15 protein-coding genes are annotated in these 19265 nt (G+C 67.7%); 9 read left to right on the top strand and 6 right to left on the bottom strand.

Annotated features, from left to right (window positions below; genetic code table 11):
• Window positions 1–72 precede the first annotated feature (72 nt).
• Entirely contained in the window at window positions 73–1428 is a 1356-nt protein-coding gene (locus tag L1F06_RS03855; RefSeq protein WP_129482836.1) for a 3-oxoacyl-ACP reductase, read from the top strand.
• 139 nt (window positions 1429–1567) lie between these two features.
• Here the strand turns inward: L1F06_RS03855 and L1F06_RS03850 are convergent, their stop codons facing one another.
• Complete coding sequence (locus L1F06_RS03850) at window positions 1568–2560, bottom strand: AraC family transcriptional regulator (RefSeq protein ID WP_003242668.1); 993 nt, start codon at window positions 2558–2560, stop codon at window positions 1568–1570.
• A gap of 189 nt (window positions 2561–2749) precedes the next feature.
• On the opposite strand from L1F06_RS03850, the gene L1F06_RS03845 reads away from it, so the two are divergent.
• The 8 genes from L1F06_RS03845 (at window position 2750) to L1F06_RS03810 (ending at window position 8273) form a co-directional block, all read left to right on the top strand.
• Window positions 2750–3607 carry a MaoC family dehydratase gene (locus tag L1F06_RS03845; RefSeq protein WP_003242666.1) on the top strand — a complete coding sequence of 286 codons (858 nt, stop codon included), beginning with the start codon at window positions 2750–2752 and terminating at the stop codon, window positions 3605–3607.
• Between the two features lie 103 nt (window positions 3608–3710).
• A complete protein-coding gene (locus L1F06_RS03840; protein ID WP_003242664.1) occupies window positions 3711–4016 on the top strand; it encodes a nucleotide pyrophosphohydrolase in 306 nt (101 codons plus the stop codon).
• Complete coding sequence (locus L1F06_RS03835; protein ID WP_129482835.1) at window positions 4013–4762, top strand: methyltransferase domain-containing protein; 750 nt, start codon at window positions 4013–4015, stop codon at window positions 4760–4762. The genes L1F06_RS03840 and L1F06_RS03835 overlap by 4 nt, the downstream gene beginning before the upstream one ends.
• A gap of 75 nt (window positions 4763–4837) precedes the next feature.
• Entirely contained in the window at window positions 4838–5419 is a 582-nt protein-coding gene (locus L1F06_RS03830; RefSeq protein ID WP_129482834.1) for a DUF4136 domain-containing protein, read from the top strand.
• A 19-nt stretch (window positions 5420–5438) separates the two neighbouring features.
• Window positions 5439–5996: a DUF4136 domain-containing protein gene (locus L1F06_RS03825; protein WP_232460463.1), complete on the top strand. Its 558-nt coding sequence runs from the start codon at window positions 5439–5441 to the stop codon at window positions 5994–5996.
• A gap of 16 nt (window positions 5997–6012) precedes the next feature.
• Window positions 6013–6498, top strand: coding sequence for a GNAT family N-acetyltransferase (locus L1F06_RS03820; protein WP_129482832.1), 486 nt, complete (start codon window positions 6013–6015; stop codon window positions 6496–6498).
• Between the two features lie 36 nt (window positions 6499–6534).
• Window positions 6535–6984, top strand: coding sequence for a DMT family transporter (locus L1F06_RS03815; protein WP_011920912.1), 450 nt, complete (start codon window positions 6535–6537; stop codon window positions 6982–6984).
• 161 nt (window positions 6985–7145) lie between these two features.
• Window positions 7146–8273, top strand: coding sequence for a GGDEF domain-containing protein (locus L1F06_RS03810; RefSeq protein ID WP_129482831.1), 1128 nt, complete (start codon window positions 7146–7148; stop codon window positions 8271–8273).
• 48 nt (window positions 8274–8321) lie between these two features.
• On the opposite strand, the gene L1F06_RS03805 is transcribed toward L1F06_RS03810, so the two are convergent.
• From L1F06_RS03805 to L1F06_RS03785, 5 genes are all read right to left on the bottom strand, one after another.
• Window positions 8322–10253, bottom strand: coding sequence for a methyl-accepting chemotaxis protein (locus L1F06_RS03805; RefSeq protein ID WP_003242652.1), 1932 nt, complete (start codon window positions 10251–10253; stop codon window positions 8322–8324).
• Between the two features lie 147 nt (window positions 10254–10400).
• Complete coding sequence (locus L1F06_RS03800; RefSeq protein WP_011920909.1) at window positions 10401–11168, bottom strand: substrate-binding periplasmic protein; 768 nt, start codon at window positions 11166–11168, stop codon at window positions 10401–10403.
• 68 nt (window positions 11169–11236) lie between these two features.
• Window positions 11237–13561, bottom strand: coding sequence for a peptidoglycan glycosyltransferase PbpC (pbpC, locus tag L1F06_RS03795; protein ID WP_129482830.1), 2325 nt, complete (start codon window positions 13559–13561; stop codon window positions 11237–11239).
• Window positions 13562–13633: 72 nt separating this feature from the next.
• On the bottom strand, window positions 13634–14164 hold the full coding sequence (locus L1F06_RS03790; RefSeq protein ID WP_096827420.1) for an REP-associated tyrosine transposase: 531 nt from the start codon (window positions 14162–14164) through the stop codon (window positions 13634–13636).
• A gap of 84 nt (window positions 14165–14248) precedes the next feature.
• Window positions 14249–19147 carry an alpha-2-macroglobulin family protein gene (locus L1F06_RS03785; protein ID WP_129482829.1) on the bottom strand — a complete coding sequence of 1633 codons (4899 nt, stop codon included), beginning with the start codon at window positions 19145–19147 and terminating at the stop codon, window positions 14249–14251.
• Window positions 19148–19265 lie beyond the last annotated feature (118 nt).

Genomic DNA, 19265 nt, shown 5'->3' with positions numbered 1-19265 from the left:
ACAGAGTCAATTGCGCTTTGCCTGTCGCCGCGTACAGTGACACGACTTTCGATTCGCCCGCAGGAGCCCTTCATGTCCGACCGTTACCTCGCCTTCGCCAACTCCCCCACTGGCCGCCGCCTGGTCGGTGCCCTCGGCCTGCCGGCACCGGTGCGCCTGGAGCGCTGGATGGCCGGACGCGTGCGACCGGTGGATGGCGCCCTGTTGCTGGGCGGTGAAGGCGACCTGCTCAAGGCCGTGCTGCCCTTCGCCAACAAGCTCACCGATCAGCTGTTCGCCGCACGCGACGGCCAGCTGGAGCTGCCGCGCTGGACCGCCGAGCACGGCCCGAAACTCAAGGCGCTGGTATTCGACGCCAGCCACCTGACCCGCTTCGAGCAACTGATCGAGCTGCGCGACTTCTTCCAGCCCACCTTCAAGGGCCTGGCCAACAGCCCGCGCGTGGTGGTGCTGGGCCGCGCCCCCGAGTCGCTCAAGGACCCCGTCGCCGCCAGCGTGCAGCGTTCCCTGGAAGGCTTCACCCGCTCGCTGGGCAAGGAAATTCGTCGCGGCGGCAGCGTGCAGCTGCTGTATGTCGGCAAGGGTGGCGATCAGCAGCTGGAAGGTGCGCTGCGCTTCTTCCTCTCGCCCAAGAGCGCCTATGTCTCCGGCCAGGTGCTGCGCCTTGGCGCCTGCGCCGAACAGGTCAGGGACTGGACGCGCCCGCTGGCCGGCAAGAAGGCCCTGGTCACCGGCGCCTCGCGCGGCATCGGCGCCTCCATCGCCGAGGTGCTCGCCCGTGACGGCGCCGAGGTGGTGCTGCTCGACGTGCCACAGGCGGCCGATGCGCTGCAGGCGTTGGCCGCGCGCCTGGGTGGGCGGGCGGTGACCCTGGACATCTGCGCCGAGGACGCGCCGCAGCGCTTGGTCGAGGCGCTGCCCGAGGGCCTGGATATCGTCGTACACAACGCCGGCATCACCCGCGACAAGACCCTGGCGAAGATGAGCGATGCCTTCTGGAACTCGGTGATCGACGTCAACCTCAAGGCGCCGCAGGTGCTGACCCAGGCGCTGCTGGACGCCGACAAGCTGCACGACAACGGCCGCGTGGTGCTGATCGCCTCGATCAGCGGCATCGCCGGCAACATGGGCCAGACCAACTACGCGGTGAGCAAGGCCGGCGTGATCGGCCTGGCCCAGGCCTGGGCGCCGGCGCTGGGCAAGAAGGGCATCAGCATCAATGCCGTGGCACCGGGGTTCATCGAAACGCAGATGACCGCGGCCATTCCGCTGGGCATCCGCGAAGCCGGACGACGGATGAACTCCATGAGCCAGGGCGGCCTGCCGCAGGACGTCGCCGAGGCCGTGGCCTGGTTCGCCCAACCGGGCTCGGGCGCGGTGACCGCGCAGGTGCTGCGCGTGTGTGGGCAGAGTTTGTTGGGGGCTTGATAACGTTACGGTGGTGGGCTGAAGCGGATCGCCGCCCGGCCCACCCTAGGGGCGCATGAGGTAGGGTGCGCCGCGCGCACCGCGGTCATCAGCTGAAGCCGGCAGGGGCGTGGGTGCACATGGCGCACCCTGCCCGGGATCACGCCTTGCCGCGCTTGCGAAACTCCACCGGCGTTTCGCCGACCCAGCGCTTGAACGCGCGGTAGAAGGTGCTCGGCTCGGAAAAGCCGGTGCGCTCGACTATCACTTCGATACGCTCGTCGGTCTTGAGCAGCAGCTCCTTGGCCAGGCGGCAGCGGTAATCGGTGATCAGGTCGTTGAAGCGCACGCCGGCCATGGCCAGGCGCTCACGCAGACGCCGCGCCGGCATGTTCAGGCGGCCGGCTACCTGCTCCAGCGTCGCGCCGCCGTCGACCAGCAGCTCGGCGATCAGCTCGCGCACCTGACGCACCAGATCCAGCCGCTCCACCTCCGCCAGTTGCCGCCGCGCCAGCGACTCATGCATGCGCAGCAGTTCCGGGGCGGCGTGGCGCGAGGCCTTGTTCAGCACAGCGGCATCGAAGACCAGCGCGCAGTCCTCGGCGCCCAGGCGGGCCGGACAGCCATAGGTGGCCTGGTAGCGCTCGGCGGGCGCGCCTTCGGCATGCATGAAGCGCACTTCGCGCGGGCGAAAATCGTTCTCGGTCAGCGCGGCGAACAGACGGATCACCGCGCCGGCCAGCATTTCCGGAAAATGCCGCGGCGTTTCCGCGTCCATGCCCAGGGTCAGCACGGCCACTTCGCCACTCACGTCCAGGCGCGCATTGAGGGTGTCGGAAAGCAGGCGCACATAGCGCAGGGCATGGCGCAGGCCGGCGCCGAAGGTTTCGCTGGAGAGAAACAGATATTCCAGCAGCAGGCCATGGAAAGCCGGCAGGTGCTGGGCCAGGTACAGGCCTACATGCTCCTCGCCACATTCTTCGCTGGCGGCCTTCCAGAACGCCGCCTGCGCCGCATGGGGGAAACGGCCGGCCGGCAGCCCGCCGGGCGGCAGGCCAACGCGCACCAGCACGCGGTCAGGATCGGTTCCGCTGGCACGCAGGGCATCGATTACCGGGCGCATCAGCGCCACATCGTCGGTCAGATCACGCATGATTCCTGCTGTTCTTCTTATTCGTGAGCATTATTCGTGAACCGCGCCATCTTAGGGGCAGCGAGCCGCCGCGCGCAAACCGCGCAGCAGACCGATTGACTGCCCTGCGCACACGCTGGGCAGAACAGCCAATGCCAGCACGGGTCTGAGGGTTAAGCTGCTGCCATCCCTTCGCCAAGGAGTTCGCCAATGGCCATCGACTGGCTCGATCTCGACACCCCACCTGCCCTGCCCGGCCTGTTCCTGCGCGCCGCGCTGCGGCGCAAGGTCACCGGCCGTCAGCTGCCCGACCTGGGCCTGCGCTGCCGCGTGGACATCGATCCGCAGCACCTGGCGCGCTATCGCCAGGTCTGCGGCCTTGCCGAGAGCGCCTATCTGCCGCCGGTGTATCCGCACATCCTCGCCTTCCCATTGCAAATGCAGCTGCTCACCGACCGCCGCTTCCCCTTTCCGCTGCTGGGCCTGGTGCACCTGGAGAACCGCATCCGCGTGCTGCGTCCGCTGGGCGGGCTGGGGCCGTTCCAGGTCAGCGTGCAGGTGAGCGATCTGCAGCCGCACGACAAGGGCGCCACCTTCAGCCTGATCACCCGACTGGAGGACCAGCTCGGCCTGCTCTGGGAAGGCGACAGCCGCATCCTCTGTCGCGCCCTGCGTCTCGAGGGACAGCCGCAACCCCGAGCCGAACAGGAGCCTCTGCCGCTGGCACCACTGGCCGACTGGGCCGTGCCTGCCGATACCGGCCGGCGTTACGCCCGCGTGGCCGGTGACTACAACCCGATCCACCTGTATGCCGTGACGGCAAAGCTGTTCGGTTTCCCCCGCGCCATCGCCCATGGCCTGTGGAACAAGGCCGGCAGCCTGGGCGCGCTGCAGGCGCACCTGCCACTGGCCGGGTACGAGGTGGAGGTGCGCTTCCAGAAACCGGTGCTGCTGCCGACCCATGTCGCCCTGCAGGCCAGCGAGCCGGCCGCAAGCGGGCAGTTCCGCCTGATCGGCGAAAACGATACGCCGCATATGGCCGGGAGCTGGCAGCCGCTGCCTGCCTGACGTAGCCCGGATGCAATCCGGGCTACGGGCCATGCGCTCCCAGCAACGACTTGCGGTCGCCCCCGTTCGGGCCGAAGCTATGCGGCTCGACAGGAGCCGCACCATGAACATCGCTGCACTCACCGCGCGCATGCACGCCATTCGCGATCACAACGACTGGCGTCGTTACCAGAGCCCGAAGAACCTGGCCATGGCCGCCAGCGTGGAAATGGCCGAGCTGGTGGAAATCTTCCAGTGGCTGAGCGAGGAGCAGTCCCGCCAGCTGTCCCCCGAACAGCTCGCCCACGCCGGGCAGGAAGTGGCCGACGTGGTGCTCTACCTCCTGCAGCTGTGCAGCGAGCTGGGCCTCGACATGAACCAGGCCGTGCTCGACAAGCTCGCCGACAACGAACGGCGCTTCCTCAAATGAGCGACCGCCACTTCGACGAACTCGCCACCCGCTTCGCCGAGAAGATCTACGGTGGCGCCAAGGGTGCCATCCGCCTGGCCGTGTTGCAGGCCGACCTGGCCGAAGCGCTGCCGGACCGTCCGCTGCGGGTGCTGGATGTCGGTGCCGGTCTCGGTCACATGAGTCTGTGGCTGGCCGGGCGCGGCCATGACGTCACCCTGGCCGAACCCGCCGAGCCCATGCTCGAAGGGGCGCGCCAGCGCTTCGCCGAGGCCGGGCAGCGCGCCACCTTCATCCAGGCGCCCTGGCAGGAGTTGCTCGGCCGACTCGATCAGCCCTATGACCTGGTGCTGTGCCACGCCGTGCTGGAGTGGCTGGCCGAACCGGGCGCCATCCTGCCGGTGCTGCACCAGCTGACGGCCAAGGGCGGCTGGCTGTCGCTGGCCTTCTACAACAAGGACGCACTGATCTACCGCAACCTGCTCAAGGGGCATTTTCGCAAGCTGCGCAAGGAACGCTTCGCCGGCGAGGGCCAGAGCCTGACCCCGCAACGCCCGCTCGACCCGCGCGAGCTGGCCACGCAACTCGGCGAGCACTGGCAGGTCGAAAGCCGTAGCGGCGTGCGCGTGTTTCACGACTACATGCCGCAGGAATTTCAGGCCAAGGCCGAGCTCATCGACCTGCTGGAAATGGAGCTGGCGCACCGCCGCCACCCCACCTTCGCCGGCCTCGGCCGCTACCTGCACTGGGTCTGCCGGCCCCTTTGAGCGCATTGGACGAAGCCGGCAGCCCGGCGTAGCCTGAAGCCATCGGGGAAGTCGCGCGCGACCACGGAGACGACCATGCGCACCGCCATAACCTTGTTCATCCTGCCGCTGCTGGTGGCCTGCCAGAGCCAGAACCCCTACCAGGCCGAATCGCTGCCGATGCCGCCGGCGCCGCCTGGCGCTGCCAGCACCTTCGACCGCAGCGCCTACCCCGCGCCACCGCGAGACTACGGCCGCTACCGCAGCTGGAGCTGGCTGGACGGCCGCGCCCCCGGCGGCGAGCAGTTGGCAGACAGCGTCAGCGCCGGTCTCGATCAATACGGCCTGCGTCCGGCGCTCAACGGCCCCGGCGACCTGCTGGTCCGCGCCTACATCAGCCAGGAAACCCGTCTGCGTCAGTACCAGGACAACGTCGGCGGCTACTATGGCACCGGCAGCCACTGGGATCGCCGTTACGGCGCCTACGGCAGCGTGCCCATCGTCCGCACCTACGAGCAGAGAGTGGCGGTGGTGCGCATCGAGCTGATCGACCCACGCGACCATCAGGTGGTCTGGTCAGGCAGCGGCGAAGCCGTCGCCGGCAAGGACCAGGCGGCGCAGGCCGATGCCATGCGCGCGGCCATCCGCGCCGCCCTCGACGGCTACCCTCCCTATTGATCGACTGCTTCCGGAGAGCATCATGCGTACCCTGCCCTACCTGCTCCTCGCCCTGCTGCTGAGCGGCTGCGCCAGCGTCAGCCTGGAGCGCGACTTCGACCCCAGCCGCGACTTCGCCGCCTACCGCAGCTGGAGCTGGATGGAGCAGCGGCTGGCCTATCAACCCGACGATGCCCGCCTGAAAAGCGACATCACCGAGGCCCGCATCAGCCAGGCCGTGGCCGAACAGCTCGACCAGCGCGGTCTGCGCCAGGCGGCCGATGGCCAGGGCGACCTGAAGGTGCAGAGCGTGCTGATCGTCGACGAGCGCCAGGACCAGATCACCACCCAGTACGGCGGTGGCTGGGGCGGCTACTGGGGAGGGTATTGGGGCGGCCCGGCCTTCACCGAAACGCGCCGCGTGGACTACAAGGTCGCCACCCTGCAGATCGATCTGTACGACGCCCGCGACGGCAAGCTGGTCTGGCGTGGCAGCGGTGAGCAGGTGATGCGCAGCCAGCCGCCCAGCCCGGCGGAACGCGAACGGGCGATCCGCGAAACCGTCACTCAGGTGCTCTCGCAATATCCACCGCGCTGAACAAGGATCATCCCGCTTGAACGCAAACCTGCAGCACCGCCCGGCCACGGCCGCCGACCTTGGCGAAGTGGTCGGCTTCCCGCAAAACGCCGAGGAACTGTTCTTCTGCTACCCCAAGGCCGTCTGGCCGCTGAACGTCGGCCAGCTCGCCGCCGCCATCGCCGAGCGCCGCGACAGCACCGTGGTCGAACTCGGCGGCAGGATCGCCGGCTTCGCCAACTTCTACCAATGGCAGCATGGCGAATTCTGCGCCCTGGGCAACCTGATGGTGGCGCCCTGGGCACGCGGCCAGGGCGTGGCGCAGTACCTGGTGGAGGTGATGGAAAATCTCGCACGCGAGCGCTACAAGGTGCCGCTGATGAAGGTTTCCTGCTTCAACGCCAATGCCGGCGGCCTGCTGCTCTACAGCCGCCTGGGCTACAACGCCGTCGGCATCGTCGAGCGCCGCGCGCCCGATGGCAGCCGCGTCGCCTTGGTGCAACTGGAAAAGCCTCTGCCGTAACGCCCTTCATCTCGCTTGTCCTTTCTGGAGTTGCCCATGAATCATGTCAGCGGCTGGCTGCTCGCCCTGCCATTCATCGCCGGCGCCGTGCTGCCGCTGCAGGCCGGCATCAACGGCCAGCTTGCCCGCCATCTCGCCAGCGTGCTGGCCGCGGCGTTGATCTCCTTCAGCGTGGGCGGCCTGGCGCTGCTGCTGATGACCCTCAGCCAGCGCGAAATGCCCGGCCTGGGCGCACTGAGGGAACTGAGCTGGTGGCACTGGAGCGGCGGTCTGCTCGGCGCCTTCTTCATCGCCACCGCCGCCTTCGCCGGGCCGCGGGTCGGTGCGCTGCTGTTCATGGTGCTGGTGATCGCCGGCCAGCTGGCCATGGCCATCACCCTCGACCATTTCGGCTGGGCCGGCTTTCGCGAATCGCCGGTGACCCTCGGCAAGGTGGCCGGGCTGCTGCTGATCGTGGCCGGTATCTGGCTGATCCGCCGCGGCTGACGAATGGCGAACAGCTACTGGCAATTAGACATCCTGCGTCTGCGCAAAAGGCGTTATGCTCGAGCAAGCAGTTCCTGTGATCACAAAATATTTTCGGGAGAAGGTGCTGCCCTCGCCTGCGCCGCACCGGAGGCGGCCGTCAGGCAAGGCGGGCCACGACCATGACCGACGCCGAAGTACCGCGCCAGCCCAACACCTTCGCCCTGTGGCGCGAAGTGGACGACACGCGCATCCGCACTCGCCTGGGCGGCTTCTTCTACCTGCTCGCCTGGCTGCTCACCTGGGGTTTCAGCGCCTCGCCCGGCAGCCTGCTGGCCAGCGGTCTGCTCGGCTCCATCCTGTTCGCCGCGCTGCTCACGGCGCGCCTGCTGCATCGTCCGCACGGCCTCGACAGCCCGGTGCAACTGCAGCGCTGGCTGGATCACCACTGGGGGCTGATCCTGCTCACCGCCCTGTGCTGGGGCCAGGCCCACGCCTGGGTGCTGTACCGCAGCGAGTACGACGACTCGGAGCTGATCGCCACCCTGGCCACGGTGGCCTTCAGCACCGCAATGACCTTCAACTTCGCCATGCGCCGCGGCCGTGCACTGTTGGCGCTGGCCCTGCTCTACCTGCCCGGCCTGGCGGTCATGGCGCTGAACTGGCAGAGCATGCACGCCATGCTGATCACCCTGACCTGCTACCTCGGCTATCTGATTCTGGTGCTCGGCCGCAATCACCGGGAATACCGCGCCACCCTGGAGCTGGAGTTGAAACTGCTGGAGCAGCAGAGCCAGCTCGATCTGCTCAGCCGCACCGACAGCCTGACCCAGCTGGGCAACCGCTATCAGTTCAACAACCTGTTCCCCAGCCTGGTGGCCAATGCCCTGCGTCAGGGCGAGCCGCTGTCGCTGGTGCTGCTGGACATCGACTTCTTCAAGAAGGTCAACGATGAGCACGGCCACGCCGGTGGCGACGCCTGTCTGAGTGCCTTCGCCGAACGCATGCGCCAGGTGTTTCGCCGTGACGGCGACGCGCTGTTGCGCCTGGGCGGCGAGGAATTCGGCGTGCTGCTGCCCGGCACCACCCTGGCCCAGGCCCGGGAAATGGCCGAGCGCTTTCGCCAGGAGCTGGAAAGCGAAGGACTGCAACTGGCCGACCAGCGCCTGAAACTGACCACCAGCCTCGGCGTCGGCAGTTTCGACAAACGCCAGGACAGCGATGCCGACGCCTTTTTCAAGCGCGTCGACAGCGCCCTCTACCGAGCCAAGCGCGAAGGCCGCAACCGTCTGGTTGCGGCTGATCACTGAGACCCGCTGATTGCGGATCGCGCGGCACGCCTACCCGGCCGCCGCCGTTCAAAGCCTGAACTTGCCCATCTGTCCGGCCAGGTCATCGGCCAGGCGACGCAGGGTCTGGCAATCCTCGCGGCAGGCTCGCACTTCGCCTGTAGTGGCATGCGCCAGGTCGGCGATGCCCTGCACGTTGCGGTTGATTTCCTCGGTCACCGAGCTCTGCTCCTCGGTCGCCGCCGCTACCTGGGTGTTCATGTCGCTGATGCGCTCGACCTGCTCGGTGATCGCGCCGAGCGACTGCCCGGTACGCTGGCTGGCCTCGACCCCGGTACCGGTCGCCGCCTGCCCCGCGTGCATGGAGCTCACCGCGGTGTCGGCGCCCTGCTTGAGGCGCTGGATCATCTGCTGGATCTCGTCGGTGGAAGCCTGGGTACGGCTGGCCAGGGTGCGCACCTCGTCGGCGACCACGGCGAAACCGCGGCCCATCTCGCCGGCCCGCGCCGCTTCGATGGCGGCGTTGAGCGCCAGCAGATTGGTCTGCTCGGAGATGCCGCGGATCACCGCCAGCACCTGGTCGATGGAGGCGACCTGCTCGGCCAGCTCGGCCACCGCCTCGGCGGCGCTGCCGATATCGGCGGACATCCGCTCGATATGGGCGATGGATTGCCCCACCACCTGGCGGGCGGTCTTCGCCTCGTCACGCGCCGTGTGCGAGGACTGCGCGGCATTGCTGGCGTTGCGCGCGATCTCCTGCACGGTCAGGCCCATCTCGTGCACGGCCGTGGCCACCATATCGGTCATTTCCTGCTGCTGCCCGGCGCGCCCGGCGGTGTTCTCCACCACCTGCGCCACCTGCGCGACCGCCGTGCGCAGGCGTTCGCTGGTGGCCAGCACGTCGCCGATCAGCTCGCGCTGGCTGCCCAGGAAACGATTGAAGCCGCGGGCCAGGTCACCCAGCTCGTCGGCGCGCGACTCATCCAGCCGACGGGTCAGGTCGCCGCCACCGCCGCCGATTTCCACCAGCGCCTGGGTGACCTGGCGAATCGGCCGCACCAGCCCGCGCGCCAGCAATACCACCAGGCCGAGGAACAGCAGCGCCACGGCGACGCCGATCAGGCTGGTCAGCAGCAGCGCCTGACGCGCCTCGGCATAGATCTCCGCCTCCGGCACCTCGCTGACCAGCAGCCAGTCCAGGCTGGCGAACTTCTGCGCCACGGCGAGAAAGGTTTCGCCGTCGCGCTCGAAGCGCACCGCACGGCTGTCGCCAGCCAGCACCTGGCGGCCGGCGTCGGCGCCGAACAGCTCAACGAGCCTGCCGCTGCCGCTCAGCTCCGTGCGCGGGTGCACCTTGACGTTGCCCTGGCTGTCGATCAGAAACACCTGGCCGCGCGTGCCGAAACGGAACTCGCTGATCATCTTCGACATGTCCGCCAGGTTGTAGCCCAGCCCGGACACACCGAGCGTCTTGCCGCCCTGCCTGATGCGCTGATTGATGAACAGCGTGGGCAGGCGCGTGGTCTTGTCGATATCGATCTCCAGCACGCGGTCGCGGTCGCTGTCGACCAGGCGATAGAACCACTGGTTCTCTGCCTGACTGCGGTCGAGGGTGCGCATCAGCCCTTCACCGGTGGTGTAGTTGCCGCTGGCCAGGGCGACGATGGAGGTGGTCATGGCGTTCTGCTGGGCACGCACGCCTTCCAGGTAGCGAGCGAACTCGTCGCGTCGCGCAGCGTCTTCACCGGCGGCCAGCCAGTCCTGCACCAGGCTGTTCTCGGCAATCGAGGCGTTGGCGGTGATCGGTGCGGTGAGCACGCGTTCCAGATCGTTGCGGATCGCCAGCACCCGCGCCGGTAACGCCTCTTCGATCAGGTAGCGCTCGGTCAGACGATTGACCACCGCCGAGTAGATGCCCACGACGATCAGAATACTGGCCAGCAGGGCAGCGCCCATGCTGAGTATCAACTGCCACTGAATACTGCGTTGCCATAGAAGCATAGGGCACTCCAGAAGTTCGCCAGACACATTGGATACAATTGTGTCCACAATATTACAGACAAGACCACGCGCAAACCGTATCGGCGCTCAGGGGCAAGAAATAAGGGGCAATCCGTCGTTTTCAGACGTGCGGTCGGCCCCGGTCATTCACGGCAGCAGGTCCTGATCGGCCAGCAATCCCGCGGGCGGCTCATCGGGAAACCAGCGCAGATGGATGCGCGCGAAGCTGCCGTCGTGCTTCATCGCGTCGAGTTCCGCCTGCCAGCGCTGCACCAGCACCGGGTCGGTGCCGAGGGAGAAGGCGATATAGCTGCTGGTGCGCATGAAGGTATGCACATGTTGCAGGGCATCCGGCGCCGCGCCCACCTCCTGCAGCAGGCCCGGCAGCAACTGGTCCTCGTAGACCATCAGAGGCACCCGCCCCAGCAGGGTCATGCGCACCATTTCGTGGGGTTTCGGCACCAGCTCCAGGTTGCTGAACCCCAGCCGCACCAGCACCTGATGCGAATACCAGTCACGCGGCACGGCGATGCGCCCCAGTTGCCGGGCCTCTTCCAGACTGGTGACCGGCAGCGCCTCGCCACTGCGGGCGTACAGACTGGTGCGGGTACTGATGATCGGCCCGACCCAGCGGAACAGCGTCTCGCGCTCGGGGGTGCGCACCGTCACGAACAGGCCGACGTCGGGCTGGGTGGTCGCCATCCGGTAGCCGCGCGCCCAGGGCACGCTGAGAATCTGCGCGCGGCTGTCGGTGCGCTGCAGCAGCTCCCGGACCACCTCGACGGCCATGCCGTCAGGCTCACCGGCCTGGCTGAAGTTGATGGGCGGATTCTCTTCCGTATAGAGCACCAGCTCCGTCGCCGAGAGTTCGGCACAAAGCAGCGACAACAGCAGCAGGCGCAACAACCCAGTCATCGCTCGTATCACCCGTGCGAACTCTGCCTGCTGAGTTTAGCCAGCAAAACGCCATCTGGGGTGGCCGCTCAACGCGTCACCTCGAACTGCACACGGGCGGTCTGACCCGCCTCGTCGAGCACGCTGAGCTGATGCTGCCCGGGTTCGAAGGCATGACTGAAAGGTGCATCCATCGCGCTGTCGCCCAGCGGCCGACCGTCGACGAACCACCAGCGCCGGCCGCTGCCGCCCAGGGCGGAAAGGCTCAGGCGCAGCGCCTCGCCGCCGACCTGCGGCTGACGCAGACGCTCGCCCTGGCGCACCCCGACGATGGTCAGCGGCGCCGGTTGCGCCTGCGCTGGCGGCGGGCAGTGTGCATCGGCCAGGGGCAGACGAGCGGCACGTCGCTCGCGCCGCGGCAGCCAGGGCTCCAGCGGCGCCGGCCACAGCAGCAGCTCGCGCATCTGTGCACCGGCGCAGCCGGGACCGACGCGTCGGCCTTCGGCATTGACCCAGTAGCGCTCGCGCAGACCGCTGCCCACCGGCTGATCGGCTGCCTGCAAGGTAGGCGGCGTGGTGCCCTCGAGCGTCCAGGCGAAGCGCAGGCGTCGGCAGTTGGGGTCGTCCTTGCTCATCGGCTGGCCCAGCGGCCAGCAGATGGCGGCCACGCCGACCTCGGCCGGCTGCGGATCGGCCGGCGCAGCGATGCCGCGCTGACTGTCGCGATTGACCAGCAGATCATGCACCTGCAACAGCAGCGGCGCGGCGGAAGCCAGACCGAACTGGCCGGGCACCGGGGTGCCGTCCGGGCGGCCGATCCAGATGCCGATCAGATGGCGCGGGCCGACGCCGATGGCCCAGGCATCGCGAAAGCCGTAACTGGTGCCGGTCTTCCAGGCCAGGGTCGGGCGCTGCGCCAGCTGTGCGCGCGGGTCACGATCCGGGCGCGCCTGGCCGCTGAGAATGCGCCGGATGATCCAGGCCGAACCGGGGGACAGCAAACGGCGCTCGCGCAGTTCATCTTCTGGCTGCAGGCGTGGACGGGCCGCCATGCCACCACGCGCGAAGGCGCTGTAACCGGCCAGCAACGATTCCAGACGCGCGCCGCCGCCGCCGAGAATCAGCGCCAGGTTGGGCTCGGCCAGCGCCGGCAGACGGATCGGCAGCCCCGCGCTGCGCAGCTCGCCGGCAAAACGCTTCGGTCCGTAGGCTTCGAGCAGCTGCACGGCCGGCAGGTTCAGCGAGGTGGCCAGCGCCTCGCTGGCCGACACCGGGCCGACGAAGCCGGCGGCGAAGTTGCCGGGACGGTAGTCGCCGTAATGCCGCGGCACGTCCTGCAGCAGCGATTCGGAGTGGATCAGCCCGGCATCCAGGGCCATGCCGTAGAGGAAGGGCTTGAGCGTCGAGCCGGGCGAGCGCAGGGCGCGCACCATGTCGACGTGACCGAAGCGCGACGTGTCAGCGATATCCACCGAGCCCAGGTAGGCGCGCACGGCCATGCTTTCGTGCTCCACCACCAGGATCGCCGCCGAGGTACGCTCCGGCAGGCGCGCGCGCCAGCCCAGCAGCAGATCCTCCAGACGCAGCTGCAAACCCGCATCCAGCGTGGTGCGAATCACCGGCGGGCTGCCGGCGCGATTCAACCGCCGCGCCAGCAGGGGTGCCAGGCTCGGCTCACGGCGCGGCGCGAGGAACACCGGCTCTTCCAGCGCTTCGTCGACCTGCGCCTGCGGCCATACCTGATATTCGCCCAGGCGCCGCAGCACCTTGTCGCGCGCCGCCTGGGCTCGCTCGGGATGACGGTCCGGGCGCAGCCGGCTGGGCGCCTGCGGCAGCACGGCGAGCAGCGCGGCGTCGGCGCGAGTCAGTTGGCTCGGCGGCTTGCCCAGATAGCTCCAGCTGGCGGCGGCCACGCCCTCCAGGGTGCCGCCGAAGGGCGCGCGATTCAGATACAGGGTGAGGATTTCGTCCTTGGACAGGTGCCATTCCAGCTGCGCGGTGCGCCACAGTTGCTTGAGCTTGCCGGGCAGGTCACGGCCATGCGGATCGAGCAGACGCGCCACCTGCATCGACAGCGTGCTGCCGCCTGACACCACGCGCCCGCCGGTAAGGTTCTGCCAGGCCGCACGCCCGAGCGCCAGCGGGTTGATGCCGGGGTGCTGGCGGAACCAGCGATCCTCGTAGGTCAGCAATGCTTCGAGGTAATAGGGCGAGACCTCGCCCGGCGTCACCGGGTAGCGCCACACGCCGTCGCGGTCGGCGAAACGCCACAGCGGCGTGCCGTCTTCGGCCAGCACCACGCGCGCCAGGTCGTCTTCGGGCAGGGGCAGCGGGAACAGGCGGTCGGCCAGCCAGAGCAGGGCGAGGGGAAGCAGGAGGATCAGCAGCCAACGCCGCCAGCGTTTGAATGGCATGGTCAGCACAAGCTCCCGGATTGCATCCGGGCTACAGATCCCGCGTAGCCCGGATGCAATCCGGGGAATACCTCATTCACCAGCATCTTCGATCTCGACACCTGTTCCGCCGGCCCAGTCGATGGGTAGCAAGCCTTGACGCACATAATGATGAAAGCTGGAAAATGGCCAATCCCGTACGCGAGCGACCAGACCATGCTTGAGCGGATTGATATGGATGTAGTCCACATGATGTCGGTAATCCTGCTCGTCACGAATCAGATGCTCCCAAAAACGTCGCTGCCAGATGTTGGCCTCACCTTTGGCGTTGGTGCGCACTTCGCTGCCAACCCGCTGGCGTAGTGCTCCCACGAAAGAGGCCTTGAGCATACGTATTCGCGCAGAGAAATCGGCGTCATCAGGTGGTAGCACCATCAGCATATGAACGTGATCTGGCAGCACCACCAACGCAGGTACACGAAAAGGCAGTCGTGCCTGCGTATCCTGCATACATCGACGTAAAACCGCCGCGTTTTTGAACAGCAGATCACTACGTCTGTCTTGCAGAGCCAGCGTCAAGAAATAACAGCCGCCGGCTACCTTGGCTCTTCGGTATTTCACCATTCGGCACCTCCTTGTGCTCGAAAATCCCCGGATTGCATCCGGGCTACGCAACTCCTGTAGCCCGGATGCAATCCGGGACAGCTTTTAGCGCCCCCTGACGACCAGACTCTCCGGCGCAGTGCCCAACGCCTGCCAGCTCGGCCGGTACATGGACTCCACCTGAGGTGGCGGCACCCGATAGCTGCCCGGTGTCACCGCACGGGCCAGGTAGAGCAGATGGGTGGTGCCGTAGCCTTCCACGTCCACTGCTGCCACGTAGCGATCACCGCGATATTCCTGGTGCTTGATCCGCGCATTCTGCATCGACTGGCGCCATTCCTTGACGTTGCTGCCGGCGTCGTCGAGGCTCGCCGCGCTCTGTGCCAGGTTCTGGTTTTCCAGCTCCAGACCGGCCGGCAGCAGGTCCACCACCAGCGCATCCGGTACCCGCTGCTTGGCCCGCACGGCCAGGTGCACCAGCACCAGCTCACCGCTGTCGAGACGCTGCAGATCGAGCGGACGGCCGTCCATGCCCAGGTACTCGCGCTCGATGCTGAGGTTCTCGCCCCCGGCGCGCGGCGCCTGGCTCGGATAACCGGACAGGGTCAGCTGCTGATACAGCTTGGCGCTGCCGGCGTTGCTGACGCTCAGCGGCTCGGCCAGTTCGCCACGCTCGAGCTTGATGCCGGGCTGCTGGTTGCTCAGCTCGAACTGGAAGGTGCCGCTGGCAAGCTTGGCGCTCCAGGCCTGCTCCGGCTTGCCGAGAATGCCGCGACCGGCGAGGAACAGCGCGTTGCGCTCCTGGGTCGACAGCCAGCGCTGGCCGGCCAGTTCGTCGGCCAGGTCGAACAGCCGCTGCTCGCGCTGGCCGGCCACCAGGTCGTGCTCTTCCAGCAGGGCGAGGATCAGCGCCTGATCACGCAGCGGGCTACCGTAGTCGGCCATCCAGCGCTCGCCATCGCGTTGCTGGATCAGCCCCTGGTTCAACGCCTGCTCGGCACGCGGCGCATCGCCCATCAGCTTCAGCGCCGCGGCCAGTTGCACCAGCGGCAGGCCGGAGCGCGCCTCGCTGCGCCGGTCGAACAGGCTGCGCAGCGTGCCCAGCGGCGCCTGCTGGCTACGCGCCAGAACGTAGCCGGCATAGGCCTGCACGGCGAAGCGGGTGTGGGCGTAGTCCTGGCTGTAGCTGGCCTCGATCAGGCTGCTCTGCTGCAGGTAGCGCAGCAGGCGATCACTGGCCTTCTTCAGCGCCTCGGCCGGTACGCCAAAGCCCTGCTCGCGGGCGCGCAGGAGGAAGTCGGTGACATAGGCGGTGAGCCAGTATTCCTCTTCGCTCTCGGCGCTCCACAGGCCGAAGCCGCCATTGTGGCGCTGCATGCCGAGCAGACGCTCGATGCCCAGCTCGATGCTCTTGCGCCGTTGCTCGTCCGGCTCGCCTTCCAGGCCAAGGCGTTTGAGGCTGGCGGCGTCGGCGTAGAGCGACGGGTACAGGCCGCTGGTGGTCTGTTCCAGGCAGCCGTAGGGGTAGGCCTTGAGCGCACGGATCTGCTCGCCGAGGTTCAGCGGCGGGCGGCTCGACAGGGCCAGCACGGCCTCCAGCCCGGCAGGCTCGAACTGGTTGAGGGTGCCGGCCGGCAGGCTCCAGGGCTCGCCCTCCCCCAGTACCGCGCGGAAGTGCTGCAACTGCGCCGGATACGCCGGGCGAATACCCAGTGTCCACTCACGGCTGAAGTCGCCCAGCGTCTCGTTCGGCAGCGCCAGGCCCTGCACCTCGACATGGATACGGCCCTGGCCCAGGCCGCCCTCGGCGCGCACCGGAATGCGCAAGGTGGTGCGCTGGCCATCCTTCAGACTGATCGGCGATTCACCCTTGCCGAGCAGACGCAGCTGGCCTTCAACGCCCAGCTGCACATCGAGCTTCTGCTCGCTGCCGGACAGGTTGGTCAGGTCCAGCGCCAGGGTGGTTTCATCACCACCGGCGAGGAAGCGCGGCATCGACAGTTCGGCGATCAACGGCGCGGCGACCACCGTCTTGGCCTCGGCCATGCCGAAGCGTTCGTCGCTCCAGGCCTGGGCCATCAGCCGCAGCTCGCCGTTGAAGTCGGGAATGTCCAGGCTGACTTCGCCCTCACCCTTGTCGTTCAACTGCAGCGCATCGCTCTGCAGGGCGACGATCAGCACGCTGGTATCCGGGCGCTTGCCACCGGCGGCAAGGCCGGCGTCACCGCCGAAGGCCAGGCTGGCAACACGCCCCTGCGCTTCGATCAGCTGACCGTAGATATCCAGCTGGTCGGCGCCATAGGCCTTGCGCCCGAAGAAGTTGGCGAAGGGATCGGGGGTGGCGTAGCTGGTGATGTTGAGGATGCCCACGTCCACCGCGGCGACCAGCACATGCACCTTGTCGGGGATGCTGCCGTCGGCGTTGCGCACACTGACCTTGACCTTCAGCGGCTGCTTCGGACGCATTTTTTCCGGCGCTTCCAGGCTCAGCGCCAGCTTGCGCGGGGCGCGCTCCAGTGGCAGGTGCAGCAGGCCAACGGCCCGCTTCGGGGTGACCTGGGCCTTGCGCTCGCCAGGGCGAATCACCAGAGCACTGAGGTAGAGGTCGTGACGCGCCCATTTCTCATCGATGGGCAGCTCGAAGGTCTTGCCGCCTGCCGGCACGCTGATTTCCTGCCACCACAGCGGCCCCTCGCTGGACTCGAGCAGCAGGTAGCCGTTGCCCGCAGCGGGCGGAGTCACGGTGATCTGGGCCACGTCGCCAGCGGCGTAGGCCGGCTTGTCCAGGGCCAGCTTGACCTGGTCCGGGCGCACCGCGCCGCCATCGGCGTTGTCCTGCCAGCGGTAGCCGGCCCAGAAGCGCAGGCTGCTGACCAGGCCGGTCTGGTTGTCCACCACCTCGACCCGGTACGGGCCCCACTCCACCGGGAAGCTGACCTTGGCGGTGCCGCCGGCGGCGACCTTGAGCGGCTCGTCGCTCAAGGTGAGGAATTTCTCGTTGTAGTTGTGGCGCCAGCCTTCACCGTCGGAGAAGCTCCAGAAATAGTCGCGACGCTCACGCACCAGGCGCACGTTGAGGTTGTCGGCCGCCAGTTTGTTGCCGGCGGCGTCGGCCACCAGTATTTCGAATTCGGCCAGGCTGTCGGCATCGACCTCCTCGCCCTCGAACAGCCCGCGCACGCCCGGCAGGCGCTCGGCCGGCCATACCGGCTGGACGATGCGGCGGGTGATCGGGCGTCCGCCGGACTCCTGCAGGCTGGCCTGGAGGATCAAACGCAGCGGCGACTTGGCGTCACCCCAGCGGTTTTCCGGGCGCAACACGGCACGACCCTGGTCGTCGAGATTGACCTCGTCGAGTTCCTGATCCTGGCTCAGATCGGCCTCGGTGATATCGCCGAACTGGTAACCCGGCAGGCTCGCCACCGCTTCGCGCAATGGGCGTACGTAGAGTTGCCCGGTCAGGCGATTACCGGCGGCCGGTGCACCGTAGAGGTAACGTCCGGTCACCGCGAACTCGGCGCTGTCACCCGGCGCGTAGGGCTGCTCCTGGCCCTTGAGTTCGAGGGCCAGGCGCTCGGGCAGGAAGTCCTCGACAAGAAATTCGTAGAGCTGCGGGCTGCCATCGCCCAGGTCGAGCAACAGCTGCCAGCGGCCGGTCGGCGCCTCTTCGGCGAGTGGCAACTGGTACTGATAGAGGCCGTTATCACCGGCATTCCAGACGAACTTGCGGCTGATCTGCTCGTCCGGGCGGCGCACCTCGACGCTGACCGGCTGAGCCTTGACCGGGCGGCCATCGGCATCGCGCAGCAGGCCGTTGAGCAGCACGGTCTCGCCGGGGCGATACAGATCGCGCGGGCCGAACACGAAGAACTGCAGCGCGTGCGCCTTGGGCCCGGCGATATCGAACTCGGCCAGGTCCAGCGCCGGGCTGTTCAGGCGCAGCAGGCTGGTCTGCTCGTCCTGCTTGGCCAGCAGCACCTGGGCCTTGGCCGGCAGCGGCAGTTGCGCATGGCCGGCCGAATCGGTCTTGCCTTCGGCGAGCAGCGCGCCATCGCCATCGAGCAGTTCCAACTGCACGCCGGACTGCGCCTTGCCGCCCTCCAGCGCCTGGGTGAACACGTCGAGACGGTCACGGTAACGATGCGCGGACAGGCCGATATCGCTCAGGGAAAACAGCGTCGCCGGCTGCGAGTAGCTGTAGCTGCCAGCCTCGCGCATCACCGCCAGATAAACACCAGGCTGCTTGAACGGCTCCAGCCCGGCGATGGGCAAGAGCAGGGTTTCACGGGTGTTGCGCGCCGGGTTGAGGTCGAAGCGGCCGCCATAGACCAGATCGGCCATCGGCAACAGCTCGCGCGCCTCCCAGGTATCCAGGTTGCTGGCGCGGCCCCAGCGCGACAGGAAGCGCGGCAGCGCCTCGGGCTTGATGCGGAAGAACTCGACGTTGACCTTGTCGACGTTCAGCGCGATCACCGGCAGGCCTTCGGCCAGGCGCGTCGGCAGCAGCGAACCGCGGCTGGCGAAGCCGACGCTGGCCTGCAGGTCGCGGGTTTCCAGGCGGCTGACGTGCTCTTTGGCGAGTTTGCCGCCATTGATCGACTGCAGACCGGCATCGATGGTCAGCACCAGTTTGCGCTGCGGCTCCAGGTGACGCAGGCGCAACTCGCTGAGGTTGTCGGTCAGTTCCCAGGCGCCGTCGACCTTGCCGCTCTTGCTGTCGACCAGGTGCAGGCGTTCGGCGAACGGTTGGTCGGGGTCCAGCGGCATGGAGAAGGTCACCGACAGCGCGCTGGCGCCATCGAGCTGCACTTCGGAGACGTCCACCACCTCCAGCTCGCGGCCGGCATGACGCTTGGCCAAGGCTTCGCGATCGATCGTCGGCTTCGGCGCCTGCGCTTGTTGCGCAGCGGGGGTGGCTGGGGTGACCGTGGCAGGCGGTTCAGAGGAATCACAGGCGCTGAGCAGGGTCAGCACCAAGGCCAGAAGCAGTCCTTTGTTCGGCATTGCGGGCTCCGGAATCAGGGGGCGCAGAGGCCGACAACTATAGCCGAGCGCCCTTGCGCGAACGAGCTGCGCAGAAAAAATCGCCAAGCCACGCACAGTCCCGAAACCCTTGCCTGCG

Source organism: Pseudomonas hydrolytica, from assembly GCF_021495345.1.
In the GTDB taxonomy this organism is placed as follows: Bacteria; Pseudomonadota; Gammaproteobacteria; order Pseudomonadales; family Pseudomonadaceae; genus Aquipseudomonas; species Aquipseudomonas hydrolytica.
This window is presented reverse-complemented; position numbering and strand designations above follow the sequence as displayed.

Coding starts and splice junctions, on each gene's coding strand:
- L1F06_RS03855 (WP_129482836.1), top strand. CDS start 73: ATGTCCGACCGTTACCTCGCCTTCGCCAACTCCCCCACTGGCCGCCGC.
- L1F06_RS03850 (WP_003242668.1), bottom strand. CDS start 2,560: ATGCGTGATCTGACCGACGATGTGGCGCTGATGCGCCCGGTAATCGAT.
- L1F06_RS03845 (WP_003242666.1), top strand. CDS start 2,750: ATGGCCATCGACTGGCTCGATCTCGACACCCCACCTGCCCTGCCCGGC.
- L1F06_RS03840 (WP_003242664.1), top strand. CDS start 3,711: ATGAACATCGCTGCACTCACCGCGCGCATGCACGCCATTCGCGATCAC.
- L1F06_RS03835 (WP_129482835.1), top strand. CDS start 4,013: ATGAGCGACCGCCACTTCGACGAACTCGCCACCCGCTTCGCCGAGAAG.
- L1F06_RS03830 (WP_129482834.1), top strand. CDS start 4,838: ATGCGCACCGCCATAACCTTGTTCATCCTGCCGCTGCTGGTGGCCTGC.
- L1F06_RS03815 (WP_011920912.1), top strand. CDS start 6,535: ATGAATCATGTCAGCGGCTGGCTGCTCGCCCTGCCATTCATCGCCGGC.
- L1F06_RS03810 (WP_129482831.1), top strand. CDS start 7,146: ATGACCGACGCCGAAGTACCGCGCCAGCCCAACACCTTCGCCCTGTGG.
- L1F06_RS03805 (WP_003242652.1), bottom strand. CDS start 10,253: ATGCTTCTATGGCAACGCAGTATTCAGTGGCAGTTGATACTCAGCATG.
- L1F06_RS03800 (WP_011920909.1), bottom strand. CDS start 11,168: ATGACTGGGTTGTTGCGCCTGCTGCTGTTGTCGCTGCTTTGTGCCGAA.
- pbpC (WP_129482830.1), bottom strand. CDS start 13,561: ATGCCATTCAAACGCTGGCGGCGTTGGCTGCTGATCCTCCTGCTTCCC.
- L1F06_RS03790 (WP_096827420.1), bottom strand. CDS start 14,164: ATGGTGAAATACCGAAGAGCCAAGGTAGCCGGCGGCTGTTATTTCTTG.
- L1F06_RS03785 (WP_129482829.1), bottom strand. CDS start 19,147: ATGCCGAACAAAGGACTGCTTCTGGCCTTGGTGCTGACCCTGCTCAGC.